The 17,256-nt window shown below is 71.6% G+C and carries 14 protein-coding genes; 4 read left to right on the plus strand and 10 right to left on the minus strand.

From position 1 onward, the window contains the following. Nucleotides 1–105: 105 nt before the first annotated feature. Both ABFX81_RS03940 and ABFX81_RS03945 read right to left on the minus strand, forming a co-directional pair. Complete coding sequence (locus ABFX81_RS03940; RefSeq protein WP_086846161.1) at nt 106–1,932, minus strand: AMP-binding protein; 1,827 nt, start codon at nt 1,930–1,932, stop codon at nt 106–108. A 224-nt stretch (nt 1,933–2,156) separates the two neighbouring features. Next, nucleotides 2,157–3,089, minus strand: a complete 933-nt coding sequence (locus ABFX81_RS03945; protein ID WP_086846160.1) for a LysR substrate-binding domain-containing protein — start codon at nt 3,087–3,089, stop codon at nt 2,157–2,159. Between the two features lie 188 nt (nt 3,090–3,277). On the opposite strand from ABFX81_RS03945, the gene ABFX81_RS03950 reads away from it, so the two are divergent. Next, nucleotides 3,278–4,291: a bile acid:sodium symporter family protein gene (locus ABFX81_RS03950; protein WP_346137768.1), complete on the plus strand. Its 1,014-nt coding sequence runs from the start codon at nt 3,278–3,280 to the stop codon at nt 4,289–4,291. Here ABFX81_RS03950 and ABFX81_RS03955 read toward each other — a convergent pair. From ABFX81_RS03955 to ABFX81_RS03965, 3 genes are all read right to left on the minus strand, one after another. Beyond that, nucleotides 4,227–5,465 carry a DUF4185 domain-containing protein gene (locus tag ABFX81_RS03955; protein WP_086846154.1) on the minus strand — a complete coding sequence of 413 codons (1,239 nt, stop codon included), beginning with the start codon at nt 5,463–5,465 and terminating at the stop codon, nt 4,227–4,229. The genes ABFX81_RS03950 and ABFX81_RS03955 overlap by 65 nt on opposite strands. Nucleotides 5,466–5,476: 11 nt before the next feature. Beyond that, on the minus strand, nt 5,477–7,345 hold the full coding sequence (locus tag ABFX81_RS03960) for an exo-alpha-sialidase (protein WP_086846152.1): 1,869 nt from the start codon (nt 7,343–7,345) through the stop codon (nt 5,477–5,479). A 169-nt stretch (nt 7,346–7,514) separates the two neighbouring features. Beyond that, entirely contained in the window at nt 7,515–8,432 is a 918-nt protein-coding gene (locus tag ABFX81_RS03965; protein ID WP_086846150.1) for a zinc-binding dehydrogenase, read from the minus strand. 104 nt (nt 8,433–8,536) lie between these two features. Between ABFX81_RS03965 and ABFX81_RS03970 the strand changes: the two genes are divergently transcribed. Then, complete coding sequence (locus ABFX81_RS03970) at nt 8,537–8,974, plus strand: MarR family transcriptional regulator (protein WP_086846148.1); 438 nt, start codon at nt 8,537–8,539, stop codon at nt 8,972–8,974. A 99-nt stretch (nt 8,975–9,073) separates the two neighbouring features. On the opposite strand, the gene fdhD is transcribed toward ABFX81_RS03970, so the two are convergent. The 5 genes from fdhD to ABFX81_RS03995 are packed head-to-tail and all read right to left on the minus strand — an operon-like array spanning nt 9,074 to nt 15,509. Further along, nucleotides 9,074–9,922 carry a formate dehydrogenase accessory sulfurtransferase FdhD gene (fdhD, locus tag ABFX81_RS03975; protein ID WP_086846146.1) on the minus strand — a complete coding sequence of 283 codons (849 nt, stop codon included), beginning with the start codon at nt 9,920–9,922 and terminating at the stop codon, nt 9,074–9,076. 7 nt (nt 9,923–9,929) lie between these two features. Further along, a complete protein-coding gene (locus ABFX81_RS03980; protein ID WP_086846145.1) occupies nt 9,930–10,790 on the minus strand; it encodes a 2Fe-2S iron-sulfur cluster-binding protein in 861 nt (286 codons plus the stop codon). Continuing rightward, on the minus strand, nt 10,787–12,610 hold the full coding sequence (locus ABFX81_RS03985; protein ID WP_086846143.1) for an NAD(P)H-dependent oxidoreductase subunit E: 1,824 nt from the start codon (nt 12,608–12,610) through the stop codon (nt 10,787–10,789). The genes ABFX81_RS03980 and ABFX81_RS03985 overlap by 4 nt, the downstream gene beginning before the upstream one ends. A gap of 5 nt (nt 12,611–12,615) precedes the next feature. After that, the gene (locus ABFX81_RS03990; protein ID WP_086846141.1) at nt 12,616–14,541 is read right to left on the minus strand and encodes a molybdopterin-dependent oxidoreductase; all 1,926 of its coding nucleotides are present in this window, start codon (nt 14,539–14,541) and stop codon (nt 12,616–12,618) included. Then, entirely contained in the window at nt 14,538–15,509 is a 972-nt protein-coding gene (locus tag ABFX81_RS03995) for a 2-dehydropantoate 2-reductase (RefSeq protein ID WP_086846138.1), read from the minus strand. Before ABFX81_RS03995 ends, ABFX81_RS03990 begins: the two co-directional genes overlap by 4 nt. A 222-nt stretch (nt 15,510–15,731) precedes the next feature. Between ABFX81_RS03995 and ABFX81_RS04000 the strand changes: the two genes are divergently transcribed. Both ABFX81_RS04000 and ABFX81_RS04005 read left to right on the plus strand, forming a co-directional pair. Beyond that, nucleotides 15,732–17,063, plus strand: a complete 1,332-nt coding sequence (locus tag ABFX81_RS04000; RefSeq protein WP_086846136.1) for an MFS transporter — start codon at nt 15,732–15,734, stop codon at nt 17,061–17,063. Then, the gene (locus ABFX81_RS04005; protein ID WP_010045941.1) at nt 17,032–17,172 is read left to right on the plus strand and encodes an MFS transporter small subunit; all 141 of its coding nucleotides are present in this window, start codon (nt 17,032–17,034) and stop codon (nt 17,170–17,172) included. Before ABFX81_RS04000 ends, ABFX81_RS04005 begins: the two co-directional genes overlap by 32 nt. Nucleotides 17,173–17,256 lie beyond the last annotated feature (84 nt).

The raw sequence follows: 17,256 nt of genomic DNA on the forward strand, positions 1-17,256 counted from the left end.
CCTTCGGTTTGTGGTCAGGTGTACATCCCATCGTCAACGATCACGAGCCGTGATGCATTCCTGACGGGAGAATTCAGGCGTGCGATTCACCTGTCACCTGGCAATTCACGCCCGGTACAGCGCCTCGACCTCTTTCTCGTACGCCTTTTCGATCGCCTTGCGCTTCAGCTTCAGGGACGGGGTCAGCAACCCGTGTTCCTCGGTGAACGGCTGGGCCAGGATGCGGAAGGTGCGGATCGACTCGGCCTGCGAGACAAGGGTGTTGGCCGCGACCACCGCGCGCCGCACCTCCGTCTCCAGATCCGCGTCGCGCACCAGCTCCGCCGCGGACATCTGCGGCTTGCCCCGCATCGTCAGCCAGTGCTCCACGGCCTCCTGGTCGAGGGTCACGAGGGCGGCGATGTACGGACGGTCGTTGCCGACGAGGATGCACTGGTTGACCAGTGGATGGTCACGGACGCGTTCCTCCAGCACGCCGGGGGAAACACTCTTGCCGCCCGATGTGACCAGGATCTCCTTCTTGCGGCCGGTGATGGTGAGGTAGCCGTCCTCGTCGAGCGCGCCGAGGTCGCCGGTTGCCAGCCAGCCGTCGTGCAGGGTCTCGTCGGTGGCCTTGGGGTTGTTGAGGTAGCCCTGGAAGACGTTCTGGCCGTGCAGCCAGATCTCGCCGTCGTCCGCGATGTGCACGGTCATGCCCGGGATGGGCTGCCCGACCGTGCCGAACCGGGTGCGTCCGGGCGGGTTGGCGGTCGCGGCGGCCGTGGACTCGGTCAGGCCGTACCCCTCGTAGATGTGCACCCCCGCCCCGGCGAAGAACAGGCCGAGCCGCCGGTCCATGGCGGAACCGCCCGACATGGCGTGCTTGATGCGCCCGCCCATCGCGGCGCGGATCTTGGCGTAGACGAGCTTGTCGAATAGCTGGTGCTGCATGCGCAGACCGGCGGAGGGGCCGGGGCCGATGCCCCAGGCCTTCGCCTCGATGGCGTCCGCGTACTTGATGGCGACGTCGACGGCCTTCTCGAACGGGCCGGAGCGCCCCTCCTTCTCGGCCTTGCGGCGGGCCGCGTTGAACACCTTCTCGAAGATGTACGGCACGGCCAGGAAGAACGTCGGCTTGAACGCGGCCAGGTCGGGCAGCAGGGCCGCCGCGTTGAGCTGCGGCTGATGGCCGAACTTCACCTTGCCGCGGATCCCGGCGACCTGGACCATCCGCCCGAAGACGTGGGCGAGCGGCAGGAACAGCAGGGTGGCGGCCTCGTCGCCCCGCTTGGAGTGGAACACCGGCTCCCAGCGCTCGATGACGGTGTCCGCCTCGTACATGAAGTTGCCGTGCGAGATGACACAGCCCTTGGGGCGGCCGGTGGTGCCCGAGGTGTAGATGATCGTGGCGACCGAGTCGGGGGTGACGGCCTGCCGGTGGCGGTGCACCACCTCGTCGTCGAGGCTCGCGCCGGCGTCGTACAGCTCGTGCACGGCGCCGGAGTCGAGCTGCCACAGGCGGCGCAGCTGCGGCAGCCGGTCGATGACGGTGGCGATCGTCATCGCGTGGTCCTCGTGCTCCACGACCGCGGCCGTCACCTCGGCGTCGTACAGCATCCAGAAGCACTGCTCGGCCGAGGACGTCGGGTAGACCGGCACGACCTGGGCGCCGATCGTCCACAGCGCGTAGTCGAACAGCGTCCACTCGTAGCGCGTACGGGACATGATCGCGACGCGGTCGCCGAACCGGATGCCGCTCGCCAGCAGGCCCTTGGCCAGGGCGAGCACCTCGTCGCGGAACTCGGCGCTGGTGACGTCCCGCCACTGCCCGGACTCGTCCTTGCGGCCCAGCGCGATGTGCAGCGGGTCCTCCTGGGCATGCTGGAAGACCACGTCGGCCAGACCGCCCACCGGAGGTGCCAACGCCAACGGAGGGTTGGTGAACTCGCGCAAACCCCGCTCCCCGCTCCTCAGCGCTCTTGTCGAGTGACGCTCCGCACAGCGCGGTGAAAGCTACCCCAACCGGGCAGAGGGCGGGAGGGGTGGCGAAGGCGAGCAGCGCTCTTGTCCGCGCTGGTCAGGGAGGGAAAATGCGCTCACATGGGGAAGGGTCGGACAGAATCCTGACGGTTGAGTAAGTTTCGGAGCCGTAATCTCCACCGAATCTGTACGACCCGTTACGGCCCGAGGCTCCTCGTGCGCGGTGCCCGGCCGTCTCTTCTGTCAGCGCCCCGGAGGCGGATTTCGTCACTCCGGTTCAGTCGGTCACCGCCCGACAGAATCGCCGCGGCCAGGGCGTCCGCCGCCCCCTGGGCTGAGGGGCGGCGCCGGCCGTGGACCACGACGAAGTCCACCTGCCCGAGTTCCGGCAGCCCCGCCCGGTCCGGGACGCGGACCAGGCCCGGCGGGATGAGGCCGCGGGAGTGGGCCATCACGCCGAGCCCCGCCCGGGCCGCCGCGACGAGGCCGTTGAGAGAGCCGCTCGTGCACACCACGCGCCACTCGCGGCCCTGCCGCTCCAGCGCCTCCAGGGCGAGCGCGCGGGTGATGCCCGGCGGCGGATAGACGATGAGCGGCACGGGACGGTCCGGGTCGAGCCGGAGGCGCTCCGCGCCGATCCACACCAGCCTGTCGTGCCGGACCAGCTCGCCGTGCGGGTCCTCCGGCCGCCGCTTGGCCAGGACGAGGTCCAGCTTCCCGGCGGCGAGCTGCTCGTGCAGCGTGCCCGACAGCTCGACCGTGAGCTCCAGGTCGACCTCCGGATGGTCGTGCCGGAAGCCTTCGAGGATCTCCGGCAGCCGGGTCAGCACGAAGTCCTCCGACGCGCCGAAGCGCAGCCGGCCGCGCAGCCGGGTGCCCGTGAAGAACGCCGTCGCCTGCTCGTGCACCTCCAGGATCCGGCGCGCGAACCCGAGCATCGCCTCGCCGTCCTCCGTGAGCTCCACCGAGTGCGTGTCCCGCGTGAACAGCGTCCGCCCGGTGGCGTCCTCCAGCCGCCGCACGTGCTGGCTGACGGTGGACTGCCGCAGCCCGAGCCGCCTGGCGGCCTGCGTGAAGCTCAGCGTCTGCGCCACCGAGAGGAAGGTGCGCAGATGGGAGGGCTCGTACATGCCTGTCAGGCTATCGCGGAACGTGATGACAGTGAGAGCGGTATGCGGGATTCCCGATCGCCGACGCGGGGAGCAGGATGGAAGGGGGCCGTACCGTCCCCGTACCGCACGTGAGTACCGCACGTATGTACCGCCCGTAAGTCCCGAGCAAGTGGAGCACCGTGAAACGCCTGCGCCGGCCGCGTCGGATGCCGATCGACCCGTACATCCTTCTCCTCCTCGCGACGGTGGGTGTCGCCGCGCTGTTCCCTGCACGCGGGACGGTCGCCGATGTCGCGTCCGGTGCCTCCACAGCGGCGATCGCCCTGCTGTTCTTCCTCTACGGCGCCCGGCTGTCCACCCGTGAGGCCCTGGACGGGCTGCGCCACTGGCGGCTCCACGTCACGGTCCTGGCCTGCACCTTCCTCGTCTTCCCGCTGCTCGGCCTGGCGGCCCGCGGACTGGTGCCGGTGATCCTGACGGACCCGCTGTACCAGGGCCTGCTCTTCCTCACGCTCGTCCCGTCGACCGTGCAGTCCTCGATCGCCTTCACCTCGATGGCCCGCGGCAACGTGCCCGCCGCGATCTGCGCGGGCTCCTTCTCCTCCCTCGTCGGCATCATCGCCACCCCGCTGCTCGCGGCCTCGCTGCTCGGCGGCAGCGGGGGCGGGTTCTCCGCCGACTCACTGCTGAAGATCGTGCTGCAACTGCTCGTGCCGTTCCTCGCCGGGCAGCTCCTGCGCCGCTGGATCGGCGGCCTCGTCACCCGCCACAAGAAGGTCCTGGCGCTGGTGGACCGCGGCTCGATCCTGCTCGTCGTCTACACCGCGTTCAGCCAGGGCATGGTCCAGGGCATCTGGCAGCAGGTCAGCCCCCTCCGGCTGGGCGGGCTCCTCGTCGTCGAGGCCGTGATCCTCGCCGTGATGCTGCTGCTGACCTGGTACGGCGGCAAGGCGCTGGGCTTCGTCCGGGAGGACCGGATCACCCTCCAGTTCGCCGGTTCGAAGAAGTCCCTGGCCGCCGGACTGCCCATGGCGAGCGTCCTGTTCGGCCCGCAGGCCTCGCTGGCCGTGCTGCCGCTGATGCTCTTCCACCAGATGCAACTGATGGTCTGCGCGGTGATCGCCAAGCGCCGCTCCCACGACCCCCGCCCGGAGGTCACCGGGCCGGAGCCAGCCGCAGCGTCACGAACCGCGGTCGGTACAGGGACACGTTCCGGCTGAGCTGGGCGGCGGCGCCCGTCGTCTCCAGCCAGTTGACGTCGTAGCTCAGGACCAGACGCCCGTCGCCGCTCAGCACCGGGTGCGCCTGCGGGTTGTAGGCGGCCACCTGGCCCTGCGGCAGCGACGGGCTGAACTCCTTCGCGGGCCCGTGCCACGGCCCGGACGGGGAGCACGCCCAGTACGAGGCCACGGTGGTCAGGCCCTTCGTGCCCGCGGCCATCGTGAACAGCACGTACGTCCCGCCGTCCCGGACGACCGAGAACGCGCTGCCCACGCCCCTGCGCTGCCCGTCCCCGAGCACCGGCCGGGGGCGGGCGGCGGCCGCCCAGGACGAGCCGGTCCAGTAGCGCCAGGCCGCCGGGTCCCCGAGCCTGCCCTCCGGCACCCGCGCCACGTACGCGTGCGAGGCCGGGCGGGAGGCGGCCTGGCCGTCGTCGCCGCCGAAGACGTACGTCCAGCCGTCCTCCTCGACCAGCGTCGTGCCGAACAGGACCCGCCGGGACGGGTCCGGGACCAGTTGCTGGTCGAGCACCTTGACGACCGACTCGAGGCGCAGATCGGGCAGCGACAGCGTGGCCACCTCCGTCGCGGTGGGCACGCCGTAGATCCACGGGGCCTGGCCGGCCGTGCGCACCCACAGCAGCACCCGGACGACCTGCTCCGAGGAGCCGGGGGAGCGGGGTTCGACGCGGGCGGCGACCGGCCAGCGCCACTGGCCCGGCGCCGGGTCGGCGAAGAGCGGGGCGGGGAGGGTGGTCTCCAGCCGGCCGTCGCGCATCAGCACGGCCGAGTTGCGCACCAGCGGCGCGGTGGTGTCCCGCCAGGCGTGGGACTCGCCGGCCGGGTTGGGCGGGCCGTACACCCGGCCCAGGTAGGTGTCCGAGAACAGCCACAGCACCCGGCCGTCCGGCAGCCGCACCGAGTGGGTGCCGTCGCCGCCGGTCCAGTCGTCGGTGCGGGTCGCGTCGTCGCCGTAGCGGGCGAACTCGGCGGTGAGGCCGTCGTCCGCCCGCCAGGAGCGGACGGTGCGCGCCCGGCAGGCGGCCGCGTCGTCCGGACTCTCGTCCTCCGGGAGGGCGATGAGCAGCGCGGCCCCGAGAACCAGGACCAGCAGCAGGCCGATCCCGGTTCCCGTGCGCTGTCGTGCTCGTGCTGCTTCTGCGTCGTCGGGCACGTGCCGTGACGTTAGTTGCTGCCGCTCACCTGGTCCATGGGGAGCCACAGCACTGTGCCCCTCGCGGCCGTGTTCCTCCCGGCGCCCAACTCCCTGTCGGTGAGGGCCCGGTTCCAGACGCGGACGTCGTCGATCGCCCCCGTCAGGAACGCCCGGCTGTCCATGCGCTGGCCGATGTGCACGCCGAACGGGGAGTTACGGCTGACCGAGCCCGGCACGTCCGGGGTGCTGATCGGCGTGCCGTCGAGGAAGAGGGTCAGTTGCCCGCCGCCCCGGCGCAGGACCAGGTGGTGCCAGCGGCCGTCGTTGTGGGCGCCGGCGGTCCACACCGAGGCCGTCAGGACGGTCGCCGCGCCCGACCGGGTGGTGATGAGCGCCCGGACCCGGTCGCTCGCCGGCTCCCCGCGCAGCCAGACCTGCGGCTGGGTGGTGCCGATGCCGCCCATCCACAGGAAGGGCTGTTCGCCGGTCGTGGCCGTGTAGCGGAAGAACAGGGAGGCCGTGAAGTCCCCCTCGCCGAGCGGCAGTCGGGACCGGTACGGCAGGCGTACGGCGTCGTCCGCGCCGTCGAAGGACAGCGCGCCGCCGCGGACACCGGCCGTCCGCCCGGCATCGCCGAGCACGGCCGCGGGCCGCGCGCCCGGTGCCGCGTCGCGGGTCGTCGGGTCGGCGCCACGGCGCGGTTCCAGCCAGTCCTCGGTGAAACGGGCGAAGCGGATCTCGTCGCGGGCGTCGACCGCGCCGCCCTCGTACAGCAGGCCCACCGTCGAGGAGTCGACCGCCGCCATGTCGGAGTAGCCCGACCAGTCCGTGGTGACGACCGTGCCCCGGTCCACGCTGTCCCAGGTGCGCCCGCCGTCGTAGGAGGAGCGGACCATCATCGTCCGGCGGCGGTCGGGATCGGCCGGGGCGGACAGCAGCAGCCGGTCGCCGAGGCGCAGCGTCGCGCCCTGGACCTGCGGGGTGTAGAGGTCCGGGAGGGCGCGGAAGGGAGTGACGAAGCTGTCGCCGCCGTCCAGGCTGAGGGTCTGGGAGCGGTGCCCGAGATCGGTGCCGTCCTGCTCACGTCCGCTGACGAGGACGGCCCCGTCGGCCCGTTCGGTGAGCGTCACCTCCGAGGGCTTCTGCCGGAACATGCCGTCCTGCGCTATCGGCCAGGAGTCCGTGGCGCCGATCCGCCAGTGGTCGCCGCCGTCGTCGCTGACGATGAGCGCGGCGTGGTTGGCGCTGACCCGGCTGCCGTTCCAGGTCTCGGTGTTGACGCCGAACACCAGCCGCCCGGCGTGCTTGCCGCGGGTGAGCTGGATGCCGTGCACGGGACCGGTGGCGTACCAGGAGTTCCAGTGGCCGGGCAGGATCTGGTCGCTCAGGTCGCGCGGCTCGGACCAGGTCCGGCCGTCGTCGTCGCTGTACTGGAGGTGCGGGGTGCGGTCGCAGGGGACGGTGCAGTTGCCGGCGTCCGTACGGCCCGTGTTGTACGTCTCTGCCAGCAGGATCCGGCCGGTCGTGCGGTCCACGACGGGCGCCGGGTTGCCGTGCGTGTCGCCCGCGCCCTCGTTGACGACCTGGAGCGGTCCCCAGGTGCGGCCGCCGTCGGTGGAGCGCTTGAGGACGATGTCGATGTCGGCCGCGTCACCGCAGTTGAGGACGCGGCCCTCGGCGAAGGCGAGCAGCGTGCCGGCCGTGGTCCGCACGATCGCCGGGATCCGGAAGCACGCGTAGCCGGGGTCCTGGGAGGCCTTGAAGAGGACCTGCTGGTCGAACTCCGGTAAAGCTGGGGAGGGTTGGGAATGGGCCGGGCTCGCGGGCGCGAGCAGCGCCGCGGCGGTGAGAACGGCTGTCAGGGTGGATCTCAGACGTGCGCGAAGACTTGACGGCATGGTGCGACCTGCCCTTCATGCGTCTGTCGGCTGGACCACCGAGGCATGGGAACAGAAATCCGGGGACAGAAGTCCGGGGAGCGGACATTCGGTCAACCGGACATCCCACGTCCCATGTGTGGGGCCACAGACGGTACTTGGCTTCACAGACCCCTACAAGAAGCGTGCGTCAAGGGATCAGGACGACCTTGCCGAGGTTGGCCCTCGCCTCGATCTCCCCGTGTGCCTTCGCCGCGTCCTGAAGGGCGAACTCCCCGTGCACGGCGGGCCGGACCTCTCCGGCCGCGAACAGCCGCCACAGTTCCTCCCGCCACTGTTCGTACAACTCCGGCTTCCCGCGGGCGATACGGGCCATCTGGAACCCGATCACCGACTTGGCGCCCACGAGCAGGTCGTACGCCTGGACGGTGCCGCCGCCCGAGCTGTACGCCACCAGCCGTCCCTCCGGGGCGAGTGCGGCGAGGGCCGCGGTGAGCAGCTCGCCGCCGACCGCGTCCAGGGCGTAGTCGACCGGGGCGCCCCAGGTGTCGTCGCCGTAGGTGACGACGTGGTCGGCGCCGAGGCCGCGGACGAAGCCGGCCTTGGCCGGATCGGAGACGGCCCCCACGACCCACCCGGCGCCCCGCGTCCTGGCCAGTTGCACGGCCAGGTGCCCGACGCCGCTCGCCGCGGCGGTGACCAGGGCCGCCTCGCCCGGCTCGGGCCGTGCGGCCTCCAGGGCGCCGAGGGCGACCAGGCCGCTGCGGACCAGGGCGACGGCCGTGACGGCGTCGGCGTCCGCCGGGACCGGGGAGGCCATGGCCTCGTGCAGGAGCGCGAAGTCGGCGTAACCATGGCCGAAGCAGAGCCCTGTCACGCGGTCGCCGGTGGCGAAGCGGGTGACGCCCTCGCCGACGGCCGTGACCTCCCCGGCGATCTCGCCGCCGAGCGGGACCGGCTCCGCCGCCTCGGTGACCTTGCGGACGACCGGGAGCGTGACGCCGATCGCCTCCGCGCGCACGAGCAGTTCCCCGGGGCCGGGCTCGGGGACCGGTGCCTCCTCCGTGAACAGGGGGCCGCCTCGGGATTCGTAGCGGACGCGGCGCATCGCACCTCCGGCTGTCGTTCGGCACCCCGACGTAATCGTTGGGGTGCCCAACGGTATAGGACGATCATAGGGAGAACCAACGATTTCTTGGCTAGGCTGCGGCCATGTCGGAAGCTCCCCTCCCCGCGATCCGCTCCCTGCCCAGCTGGCTGCTCGGCCGTGCCGCCGCCCGCGGCCGTTCCTTGGTGGCCGAGGCGCTGGCCGAGCAGGACATGCGGATGTGGCACCACGTGGTGCTGTCCGCCGTCCGCGACCTGGCCCCCGTCGCCCAGGCCGACCTCGGGCGCGGGGTCGGGCTGGACCCCAAGGACCTGGTCGGCATTCTGAACGACCTCCAGGCCGCGGGCCTGGTGGTGCGCGAGCCGGACCCGAAGGACCGGCGGAAGAACGCGGTGTCCCTCACCGCCCGGGGAGCCCGGCTGCTGACACGCTGCGAGAAGGCGGCCCGCGCGGCCAACGACGAGCTGCTCGCCCCGCTGTCGGAGGCCGAACGCGAGCAGTTCACGGGCATGCTGCGGCGCATATCCGGCACGGACGACTGACGGCTGCTCCGCCGGGGCCGGGCCGAGACGGGGCCCCTGCGGCGCAGGGGGCGCTCCCCGCCGGTCGGGGCCCCGCCGCCGTGTCGCGGGGGAACCTGCTCAGCCCTGGGCGGCCGCGGCCCGCAGGGCGATACGGTCCTCACCCGCGTACACGTTCATGGAGCTGCCCCGCAGGAAGCCCACCAGCGTCAGGCCCGTCTCGGCGGCCAGGTCCACCGCCAGCGAGGACGGGGCCGACACCGCCGCCAGGACCGGCATACCGGCCATCACGGCCTTCTGCGCCAGCTCGAAGGAGGCCCGGCCCGAGACGAGCAGGATCGTCCGCGAGAGGGGCAGGTCGCCGTTCTGCAGGGCGCGGCCGACCAGCTTGTCGACCGCGTTGTGGCGGCCCACGTCCTCCCGGACGTCCAGCAGCTCGCCCTCCTGCGAGAAGAGGGCCGCCGCGTGCAGGCCCCCGGTGCGGTCGAAGACCCGCTGGGCCGCGCGCAGCCGGTCGGGCAGGCTCGCGAGCAGCTCGGGCGTGACCCGGACCGGGGGAGTGTCGGCGATGGGCCAGCGGGCCGTGGTGCGCACCGCGTCCAGCGACGCCTTGCCGCACAGACCGCAGGAGGACGTCGTGTAGACGTTCCGCTCCAGCGTGATGTCCGGGATCACCACCTCGGGGGCCGTCTGCACGTCGACCACGTTGTACGTGTTCGAGCCGTCGGCCGTGGCCCCGGCGCAGTAGACGATGTTCCGGAGGTCCTGCTGCCCGCCCAGCACCCCCTCGCTCACCAGGAAGCCCGCCGCCAGCGCGAAGTCGTCACCCGGCGTGCGCATGGTGATCGCCAGGGGCTTGCCGTTCAGCCGGATCTCCAGGGGCTCCTCGGCGACGAGCGTGTCCGGACGGCTGGAGACCGCCCCGTCGCGGATGCGGAGCACCTTGCGTCGTTCCGTGACTCGTCCCATGTCCTGATCAGCCCCGGTTCTGTACGTGCTGGTAGCCGAAGCGGCCCTTGATGCAGAGGTTGCCGTGGGTCACCGGGTTGTCGTGCGGCGAGGTGACCTTCACGATCTCATTGTCCTGCACGTGCAGCGTCAGGTTGCAGCCCACTCCGCAGTACGCGCACACCGTGGTCGTCTCCGTCTGCCGCGACTCGTCCCACGTACCCGCCGCGCGCATGTCGAACTCGGACTTGAAGGACAGCGCGCCCGTCGGGCACACCTCGATGCAGTTCCCGCAGTACACGCACGCCGAGTCGGTCAGCGGGGCGTCGTGCTCCACGGCGATCCGGGCGTCGAAACCGCGCCCGGCGACCGAGATCGCGAAGGTGTTCTGCCACTGGTCGCCGCAGGCGTCGACGCACTTGTAGCAGAGGATGCACTTGTCGTACTCGCGGACGTACAGGTCGTTGTCGACCTTCGGTTCCTCGTTGAGGCGGGCCGCGTCCGGGCCGAAGCGGTCGGGCTTCGCCTCGTACTCCTTGAGCCACTCGGCGACCCGCGGTGTCGTCGACAGGTCGACCGAGGAGGCGAGCAGTTCGAGGACGATCTTCCGGCTGTGCCGGGCGCGCTCGGTGTCGGTGCGGACCTCCATGCCCGGCTCGGCCTCGCGGGAGCAGGCCGGGACCAGGGTGCGCGCCCCCTCGACCTCGACGACACAGACCCGGCAGGCGTTCTTCGGCCGCAGGGTGTCGCCCTCGCACAGGGTCGGGATGTCCTTCCCGGCCGCCCGGCAGGCGTCGAGGATCGTCGAGCCCTCGGGGACCCTGGCCTCCTCCCCGTCGATCGTGAATTCCAGCATGCGGCGCGGGATCCCCAGCGGTGTGACGGTCATTCGTACGCCCCCAGACGGTCGATGGCGGATTCCACGGCGTTCCAGGCGGTCTGCCCGAGACCGCAGATCGAGGCGTCCCGCATCGCGCGGCCGACCTCCCTGAGCAGGGCGATGTCCCCGGCGGCGGCGGCGCCGGTGCGCTCCACGATCCGGTGCAGCGCCTCCTCCTGCCGCACGGTCCCGACCCGGCAGGGCACGCACTGCCCGCACGACTCGTCGCGGAAGAACTCCGCGATGCGCAGCAGCAGCCGGGGGAGGGGCACGCTGTCGTCGAAGGCCATCACGACCCCCGAGCCGAGCGTCGTGCCCGCCTCCCGTGTCCCTTCGAAGGTGAGCGGGATGTCCAGCTCGTCGGCCCGCACGAAACCGCCCGCCGCCCCGCCGAGCAGCACCGCCCGCAGCCCGTCCCGCACCCCGGCCAGGGTGAGCAGGTCGCCCAGCGTCGCACCGAACGGCAGCTCGTAGACGCCCGGCCGCTCCACACTCCCCGACACGCAGAACAGCTTCGGCCCGGTGGACCTGCCCGTGCCGATCGCCGCGTACGCCGGGGCGCCCCTCGTCAGGATCGGCAGCACGTTGACCAGCGTCTCGACGTTGTTCTCGACCGTCGGCTTGCCGAACAGGCCCTTCTCCACGGGGAACGGCGGCTTCGAGCGGGGCTCGCCCCTGTAGCCCTCGATGGAGTTGAACAGGGCCGTCTCCTCACCGCAGATGTAGGCGCCCGCACCGCGCCGGATCTCGATGTCGAAGGCGTAGCCCTGGCCGAGGACGTCGTCGCCGAGCAGTCCACGCGCGCGTGCCTGCGCGATCGCGTGCTCAAGGAGGTACAGGGCGCGCGGGTACTCGCCGCGCAGGTAGAGGTAGCCCTTGTGGGCGCCCGTCGCGTACCCGGCGATCGTCATGGCCTCGACCAGCGCGTACGGGTCCCCTTCCATGAGCACGCGGTCCTTGAAGGTGCCCGGCTCGGACTCGTCGGCGTTGCAGACGAGGTAGTGCGGACGGTCCGGCTGGGACGCCGTGGCCTGCCACTTGCGGCCGGTCGGGAAGGCCGCGCCGCCGCGCCCGGCCAGGCCCGAGTCGGTCACCTCGCGGATGACTCCGGCGGGACCCAGCTCGAAGGCCCGGCGCAGGGCGGTGTAGCCGCCGTGGGCGCGGTAGTCGTCCAGGGACGCCGGGTCGACCACGCCGACGCGGTGCAGCAGCATCAGACCGTCCTGTCCGGCCTGGGGCACCGCGAGCGCGGCCGGGGGCTCCTCCGGCGCCGAATCGGGGGCGCTCGCCGCGAGGACGGCTTCCTCGACGGTCGCCGGTGCCGACACCGCCGTCCGGACCGGGTCCCCGGCCCTGATCGCGAGCACGGCCGGGGCGCGTTCGCACAGGCCGAGGCAGGGGCTGCGCTCGACCGCGACCCCGCTGCCCGGGCCCAGCCGCTCCTCGATCCCCGCGCACAGCTCCGGCGCCCCGGCCGCCGCGCACGCCAGGTCCGTGCACACGTGCAGCACGGTCGCCGGACGCGGCTTCACGGAGAACATGGCGTAGAAGGTGGCGACCCCGTACGCCTCCGCCGGCGGCACCGTCAGCCGCCGGCACAGGTAGTCGAGGGCGCCGTCGCTGATCCAGCCGACCCGGTCGTTGATCGCGTGCAGCCCCGGCAACAGCAGGTCGCGGCGGTCCCGGGCCTCGCGCCCGCCGCGGGCCCACCTCAGATCCGCGTCGGAGCGGTCGGCGCCCTCCCAGGAGGACTCCGGAGGCCCGAGCAGGGCGTCGACGGCCGCCCGTTCGTCGTCCGTCGGTTTGCTGTCGCCGAAGTGCAGGTCCACTTACGTCACCTCACGATGGTCGCGACGGGCAGCTTCTCGATCCGGATCGCCGACGCCTTGAACTCCGCCGTCCCCGCGATCGGGCAGTTCGCCTCGATCGTCAGCGCGTTGGTGTCCACCTCGTCCGGGAAGTGCATGGTCATGAAGGCGAGCCCGGGCCGCAGCGCGGTGTCCACCCACACGGGCGCGGTCACCGACCCGCGCCGCGAGGTGACCCGGACCTGCTCGCCGACCACCACCCCGTAGCGCTCGGCGTCCTCAGGGCACAGTTCGATGTACTCGCCGCGCCGCAGCGGCGAGGAGTAACCGCCGCTCTGCACACCGGTGTTGTACGAGTCGAGCCGCCGACCGGTGGTGAGCCGGATCGGGTACTCCTCGTCGGTGAGGTCCACGGGCGGGTCGTGCTGCACGATCCCGAAGGGTGCCGGCCGACCGCGCCGTTCCGGGTCCGGCTCCCACAACCGGCCGTGCAGATAGGTCGGTTCGAGCCGGTCCGTGCCCGGGCACGGCCACTGGATGCCCTGGTGCTCCTCCAGACGCTCGTACGTCATGCCGTAGTGGTCGGGCGAGACCGACCTGAGCTCGTTCCACACGGTCTCGGCGTCGGCGTACTTCCAGTCGTGGCCGAGGCGGGCCGCGAGGTCGCACATGATGTCGATGTCCTCACGGGCCTCGCCGGGCGGGGTGACGGCCTTGCGGACGCGCTGCACGCGCCGCTCACTGTTGGTCGTCGTGCCGTCGGTCTCCGCCCAGCCGGCCGTGGCCGGCAGGACGACGTCCGCGAGCTCCGCCGTCTTGGTGAGGAAGATGTCCTGTACGACGAGGAAGTCGAGGGCCTTCAGACGCCGTACGGCCTGCTCGCTGTCGGCCTCCGACTGGGCCGGGTTCTCGCCGACGCAGTAGACGGCCTTGAGGGTGCCGTCCTCCATGGCCTCGAACATCTCCGTGAGGTTCAGCCCGTAGTGGGGCTGGATGACGGTGTCCCAGGCGGACTCGAACTTCAGCCGGGTGTCCGGGTCGAGGATGTCCTGGAATCCGGGCAGGCGGTTGGGGATCGCGCCCATGTCGCCGCCGCCCTGCACGTTGTTCTGCCCGCGCAGGGGTTGCAGGCCGGCGCCGTAGCGGCCGACGTGCCCGGTGAGCAGGGACAGGTTGATCAGGGCGCGGACGTTGTCGGTGCCGTTGTGGTGCTCGGTGATGCCGAGGGTCCAGCAGAGCTGGGCGCGCTCGGCGCGGGCGTAGGCGTGCGCCAGCTCGCGGATGGCGGCCGCCGGTACGCCCGTCACCTTCTCGGCGAGCGACAGCGTCCACGGCTCGACCAGCGCCCTGTACTCCTCGAAGCCGGTGGTCGCCCGCGCGATGAACGCCTCGTTCGCGAGGCCCGCGTGGATGATCTCGCGGCCGATCGCGTGCGCCATCGGGATGTCGGTGCCGACGTTGAGGCCCAGCCAGCTCTCCGCCCACTCGGCGGTCGAGGTCCGGCGCGGATCGACCGCGTACATCCGGGCGCCGTTCCGGATCCCCTTCAGCACGTGCTGGAAGAAGATCGGGTGCGCGAAGCGGGCGTTGGAGCCCCACATCACGATGACGTCGGTGTGCTCGATCTCCTCGTACGACGACGTCCCGCCGCCCGAGCCGAACGCCGCCGACAGGCCCGCCACGCTCGGGGCGTGGCAGGTGCGGTTGCAGGAGTCGACGTTGTTGGTGCCCATGACGACCCGGGCGAACTTCTGGGCCACGTAGTTCATCTCGTTCGTCGCCCGGGCGCAGGAGAACATGCCGAACGCGCCCCGGTTGCGGGCCAGTCCCCGGGCGGCCCGGTCCAGGGCCTCCTCCCAGGTGGCCCGGCGGAAGGGCTCGTCGCGCGAGTCCCTGACCAGCGGGTGGGTGAGCCGGGTGTAGGTCTTCGGGCTTCGGTCGCGTTTGCTCATGCGGCGCTCCTCAGCGCGAGCAGGTCCGAGATGGCGTGCACGGTGCGCAGGGTGGGCACCTCCACGCCGGTGATGTCCGCCAGCTCGACGACCGCCGCGAGGAGTACGTCGAGTTCGAGCGGTTTGCCGCGCTCCAGGTCCTGGAGCGTGGAGGTCCGGTGGTCGCCGACCCGCTCGGCGCCCGCGAGCCGGCGCTCGACGGAGACGCCGACCTCGCAGCCGAGGGCGTTCGCGACCGCGAGCGTCTCGGTCATCATGATCTCGATGACCCTGCGGGTGCCGCCGTGCAGGCACATCTGCCGCATGGTCGCGCGGGCCAGCGCGCTGATCGGGTTGAAGGAGATGTTGCCGAGCAGCTTGACCCAGATGTCGCCCCGCAGCTCCGGTTCGACCGGACACTTCAGCCCGCCCGCCTGCATGGCCTCGCTGAACGCCACGCACCGCGTGGACACGCTGCGGTCCGGCTCGCCGACGGAGAACCGCGTGCCCTCCAAGTGCCGTACGACGCCCGGCCCTTCGAGCTCGGTCGCCGCGTAGACGACACATCCGACGGCCCGTTCGGGCGCGAGCACCGCACTGACCGCGCCGTCCGGGTCCACGCTCTCGACGCGGTGGCCGTCGTAGGGGCCGCCGTGCCGGTGGAAGTACCACCAGGGGATGCCGTTCTGGGCGGCCACGACCGCCGTCGTGTCGCCCAGCAACGGCGCGATCAGCGGCCCGCACGCCGCGTACGCGTTGGCCTTCAGGCCCAGGAAGACGTAGTCGGCCGGGCCGACTTCGGCCGGGTCGTCGGTCGCGTGGGGGTGCGCGGTGAAGTCGCCGCGAGGGCTGCGCACCCGGACTCCGTGCTGCCTCATGGCCGCCAAGTGCGGTCCACGGGCGATGAGATGCACATCGGCACCCGCGCGGTGGAGCGCGGCGCCGACGTAGGCGCCGATGGCACCGGCGCCGAGAACTGCGACTTTCACGGGAACACTCCGTTCGGTTTGAGGGATACCGCGGAGGTGACTGCCGAGTGGCCGGCTCACGCCGGTGCCAGCTTGTGTCGACGAAATATTGTCTACAGTATGGACGTTGGGTCAGCAAGGGTCCGTGCGACGACCGTTCGTCGCATGCTGGATACCGCTCACCGCATACGGTCGACGCGCCGCCTTCTCAACCCCCCTGCGACTGCCTACCGTTCCGGGTTCATGAGTCCCCCAGTCGCGCCCCCGGGCTGGAGCCGCTGGCTCGTTCCGCCCGCCGCTCTCTCCGTACATCTCTCCATCGGCCAGGCCTACGCCTGGAGCGTGTTCAAGCCGCCCCTGGAGTCCGCGCTCGGCCTCAGCGGCACGCAGAGCGCGCTGCCCTTCCAGCTGGGCATCGTCATGCTGGGCCTGTCCGCCGCGTTCGGCGGCACGCTCGTCGAGCGCAACGGGCCGCGCTGGGCGATGACCGTCGCCCTGGTCTGCTTCTCGTCCGGCTTCCTGCTCTCCGCGCTGGGCGCGGCCACCGAGCAGTACTGGCTGATCGTCCTCGGCTACGGCTTCGTCGGCGGCATCGGCCTCGGCATCGGCTACATCTCACCGGTCTCCACCTTGATCAAGTGGTTCCCGGACCGGCCCGGCATGGCCACCGGCATCGCCATCATGGGCTTCGGGGGCGGCGCGCTCATCGCCTCGCCGTGGTCCGCGCAGATGCTGAAGTCGTTCGGCGCCGACAGCTCCGGGATCGCGCTGGCCTTCCTGGTGCACGGGCTGACGTACGCGGTCTTCATGCTGCTCGGCGTGCTGCTGGTGCGGGTGCCGCGCACGGAGAAGCCGGTGGACAGCGGGCCGAGCGTCCTCGCCGGCCCGCAGGTCTCAGCGAACCGGGCCATCCGCACCCCGCAGTTCTGGTGCCTGTGGATCGTGCTCTGCATGAACGTCACCGCCGGCATCGGCATCCTGGAGAAGGCCGCCCCGATGATCACGGACTTCTTCGCGGACACCTCCACGCCCGTGTCGGTGACGGCCGCCGCCGGCTTCGTCGCGCTGCTGTCGGCGGCGAACATGGCGGGACGCATCGCCTGGTCCTCGACGTCCGACCTGATCGGCCGCAAGAACATCTACCGCGTCTACCTGGGCGTCGGCGCGCTGATGTACGCGCTCATCGCCCTGTTCGGCGACTCCTCCAAGCCCCTGTTCGTCCTGTGCGCACTGGTGATCCTGTCCTTCTACGGCGGCGGCTTCGCGACCGTTCCGGCGTACCTGAAGGACCTGTTCGGCACGTACCAGGTGGGCGCCATCCACGGGCGGCTGCTCACCGCCTGGTCCACGGCCGGGGTGCTCGGACCACTGATCGTGAACTGGATCGCCGACCGGCAGGAGGAGGCCGGCCGGCACGGCGCGTCCCTGTACGGAATGTCGTTCGTCATCATGATCGGGCTGCTCGTCGTCGGCTTCGTCGCCAACGAACTCGTCCGGCCCGTCCACCCGCGTCATCATGTCCCGGCACCGAAGGAGGCCGCCCATGTCCAGCGACAGCAGCCAGAGTCCGCCTAGCCCGGACCGGCGGTGGCTGATCGCCTTCGCCTGGGTGTGGGTGGGCGTGCCGCTCGCCTACGGGCTGTACGAACTCGTCCGGAAAGCGACGCAGCTCTTCACGGGCTAGACGTGCGACAGGTGCTCGGTCGTCCGAGGTCCTGACCGAAGCTGACAACGGGGGCACCTGTTTCCTGTCGTCTTGGCTGCCGCC

This window comes from Streptomyces coeruleofuscus (assembly GCF_039532725.1).
GTDB classification, from domain to species: domain Bacteria; phylum Actinomycetota; class Actinomycetes; order Streptomycetales; family Streptomycetaceae; genus Streptomyces; species Streptomyces coeruleofuscus.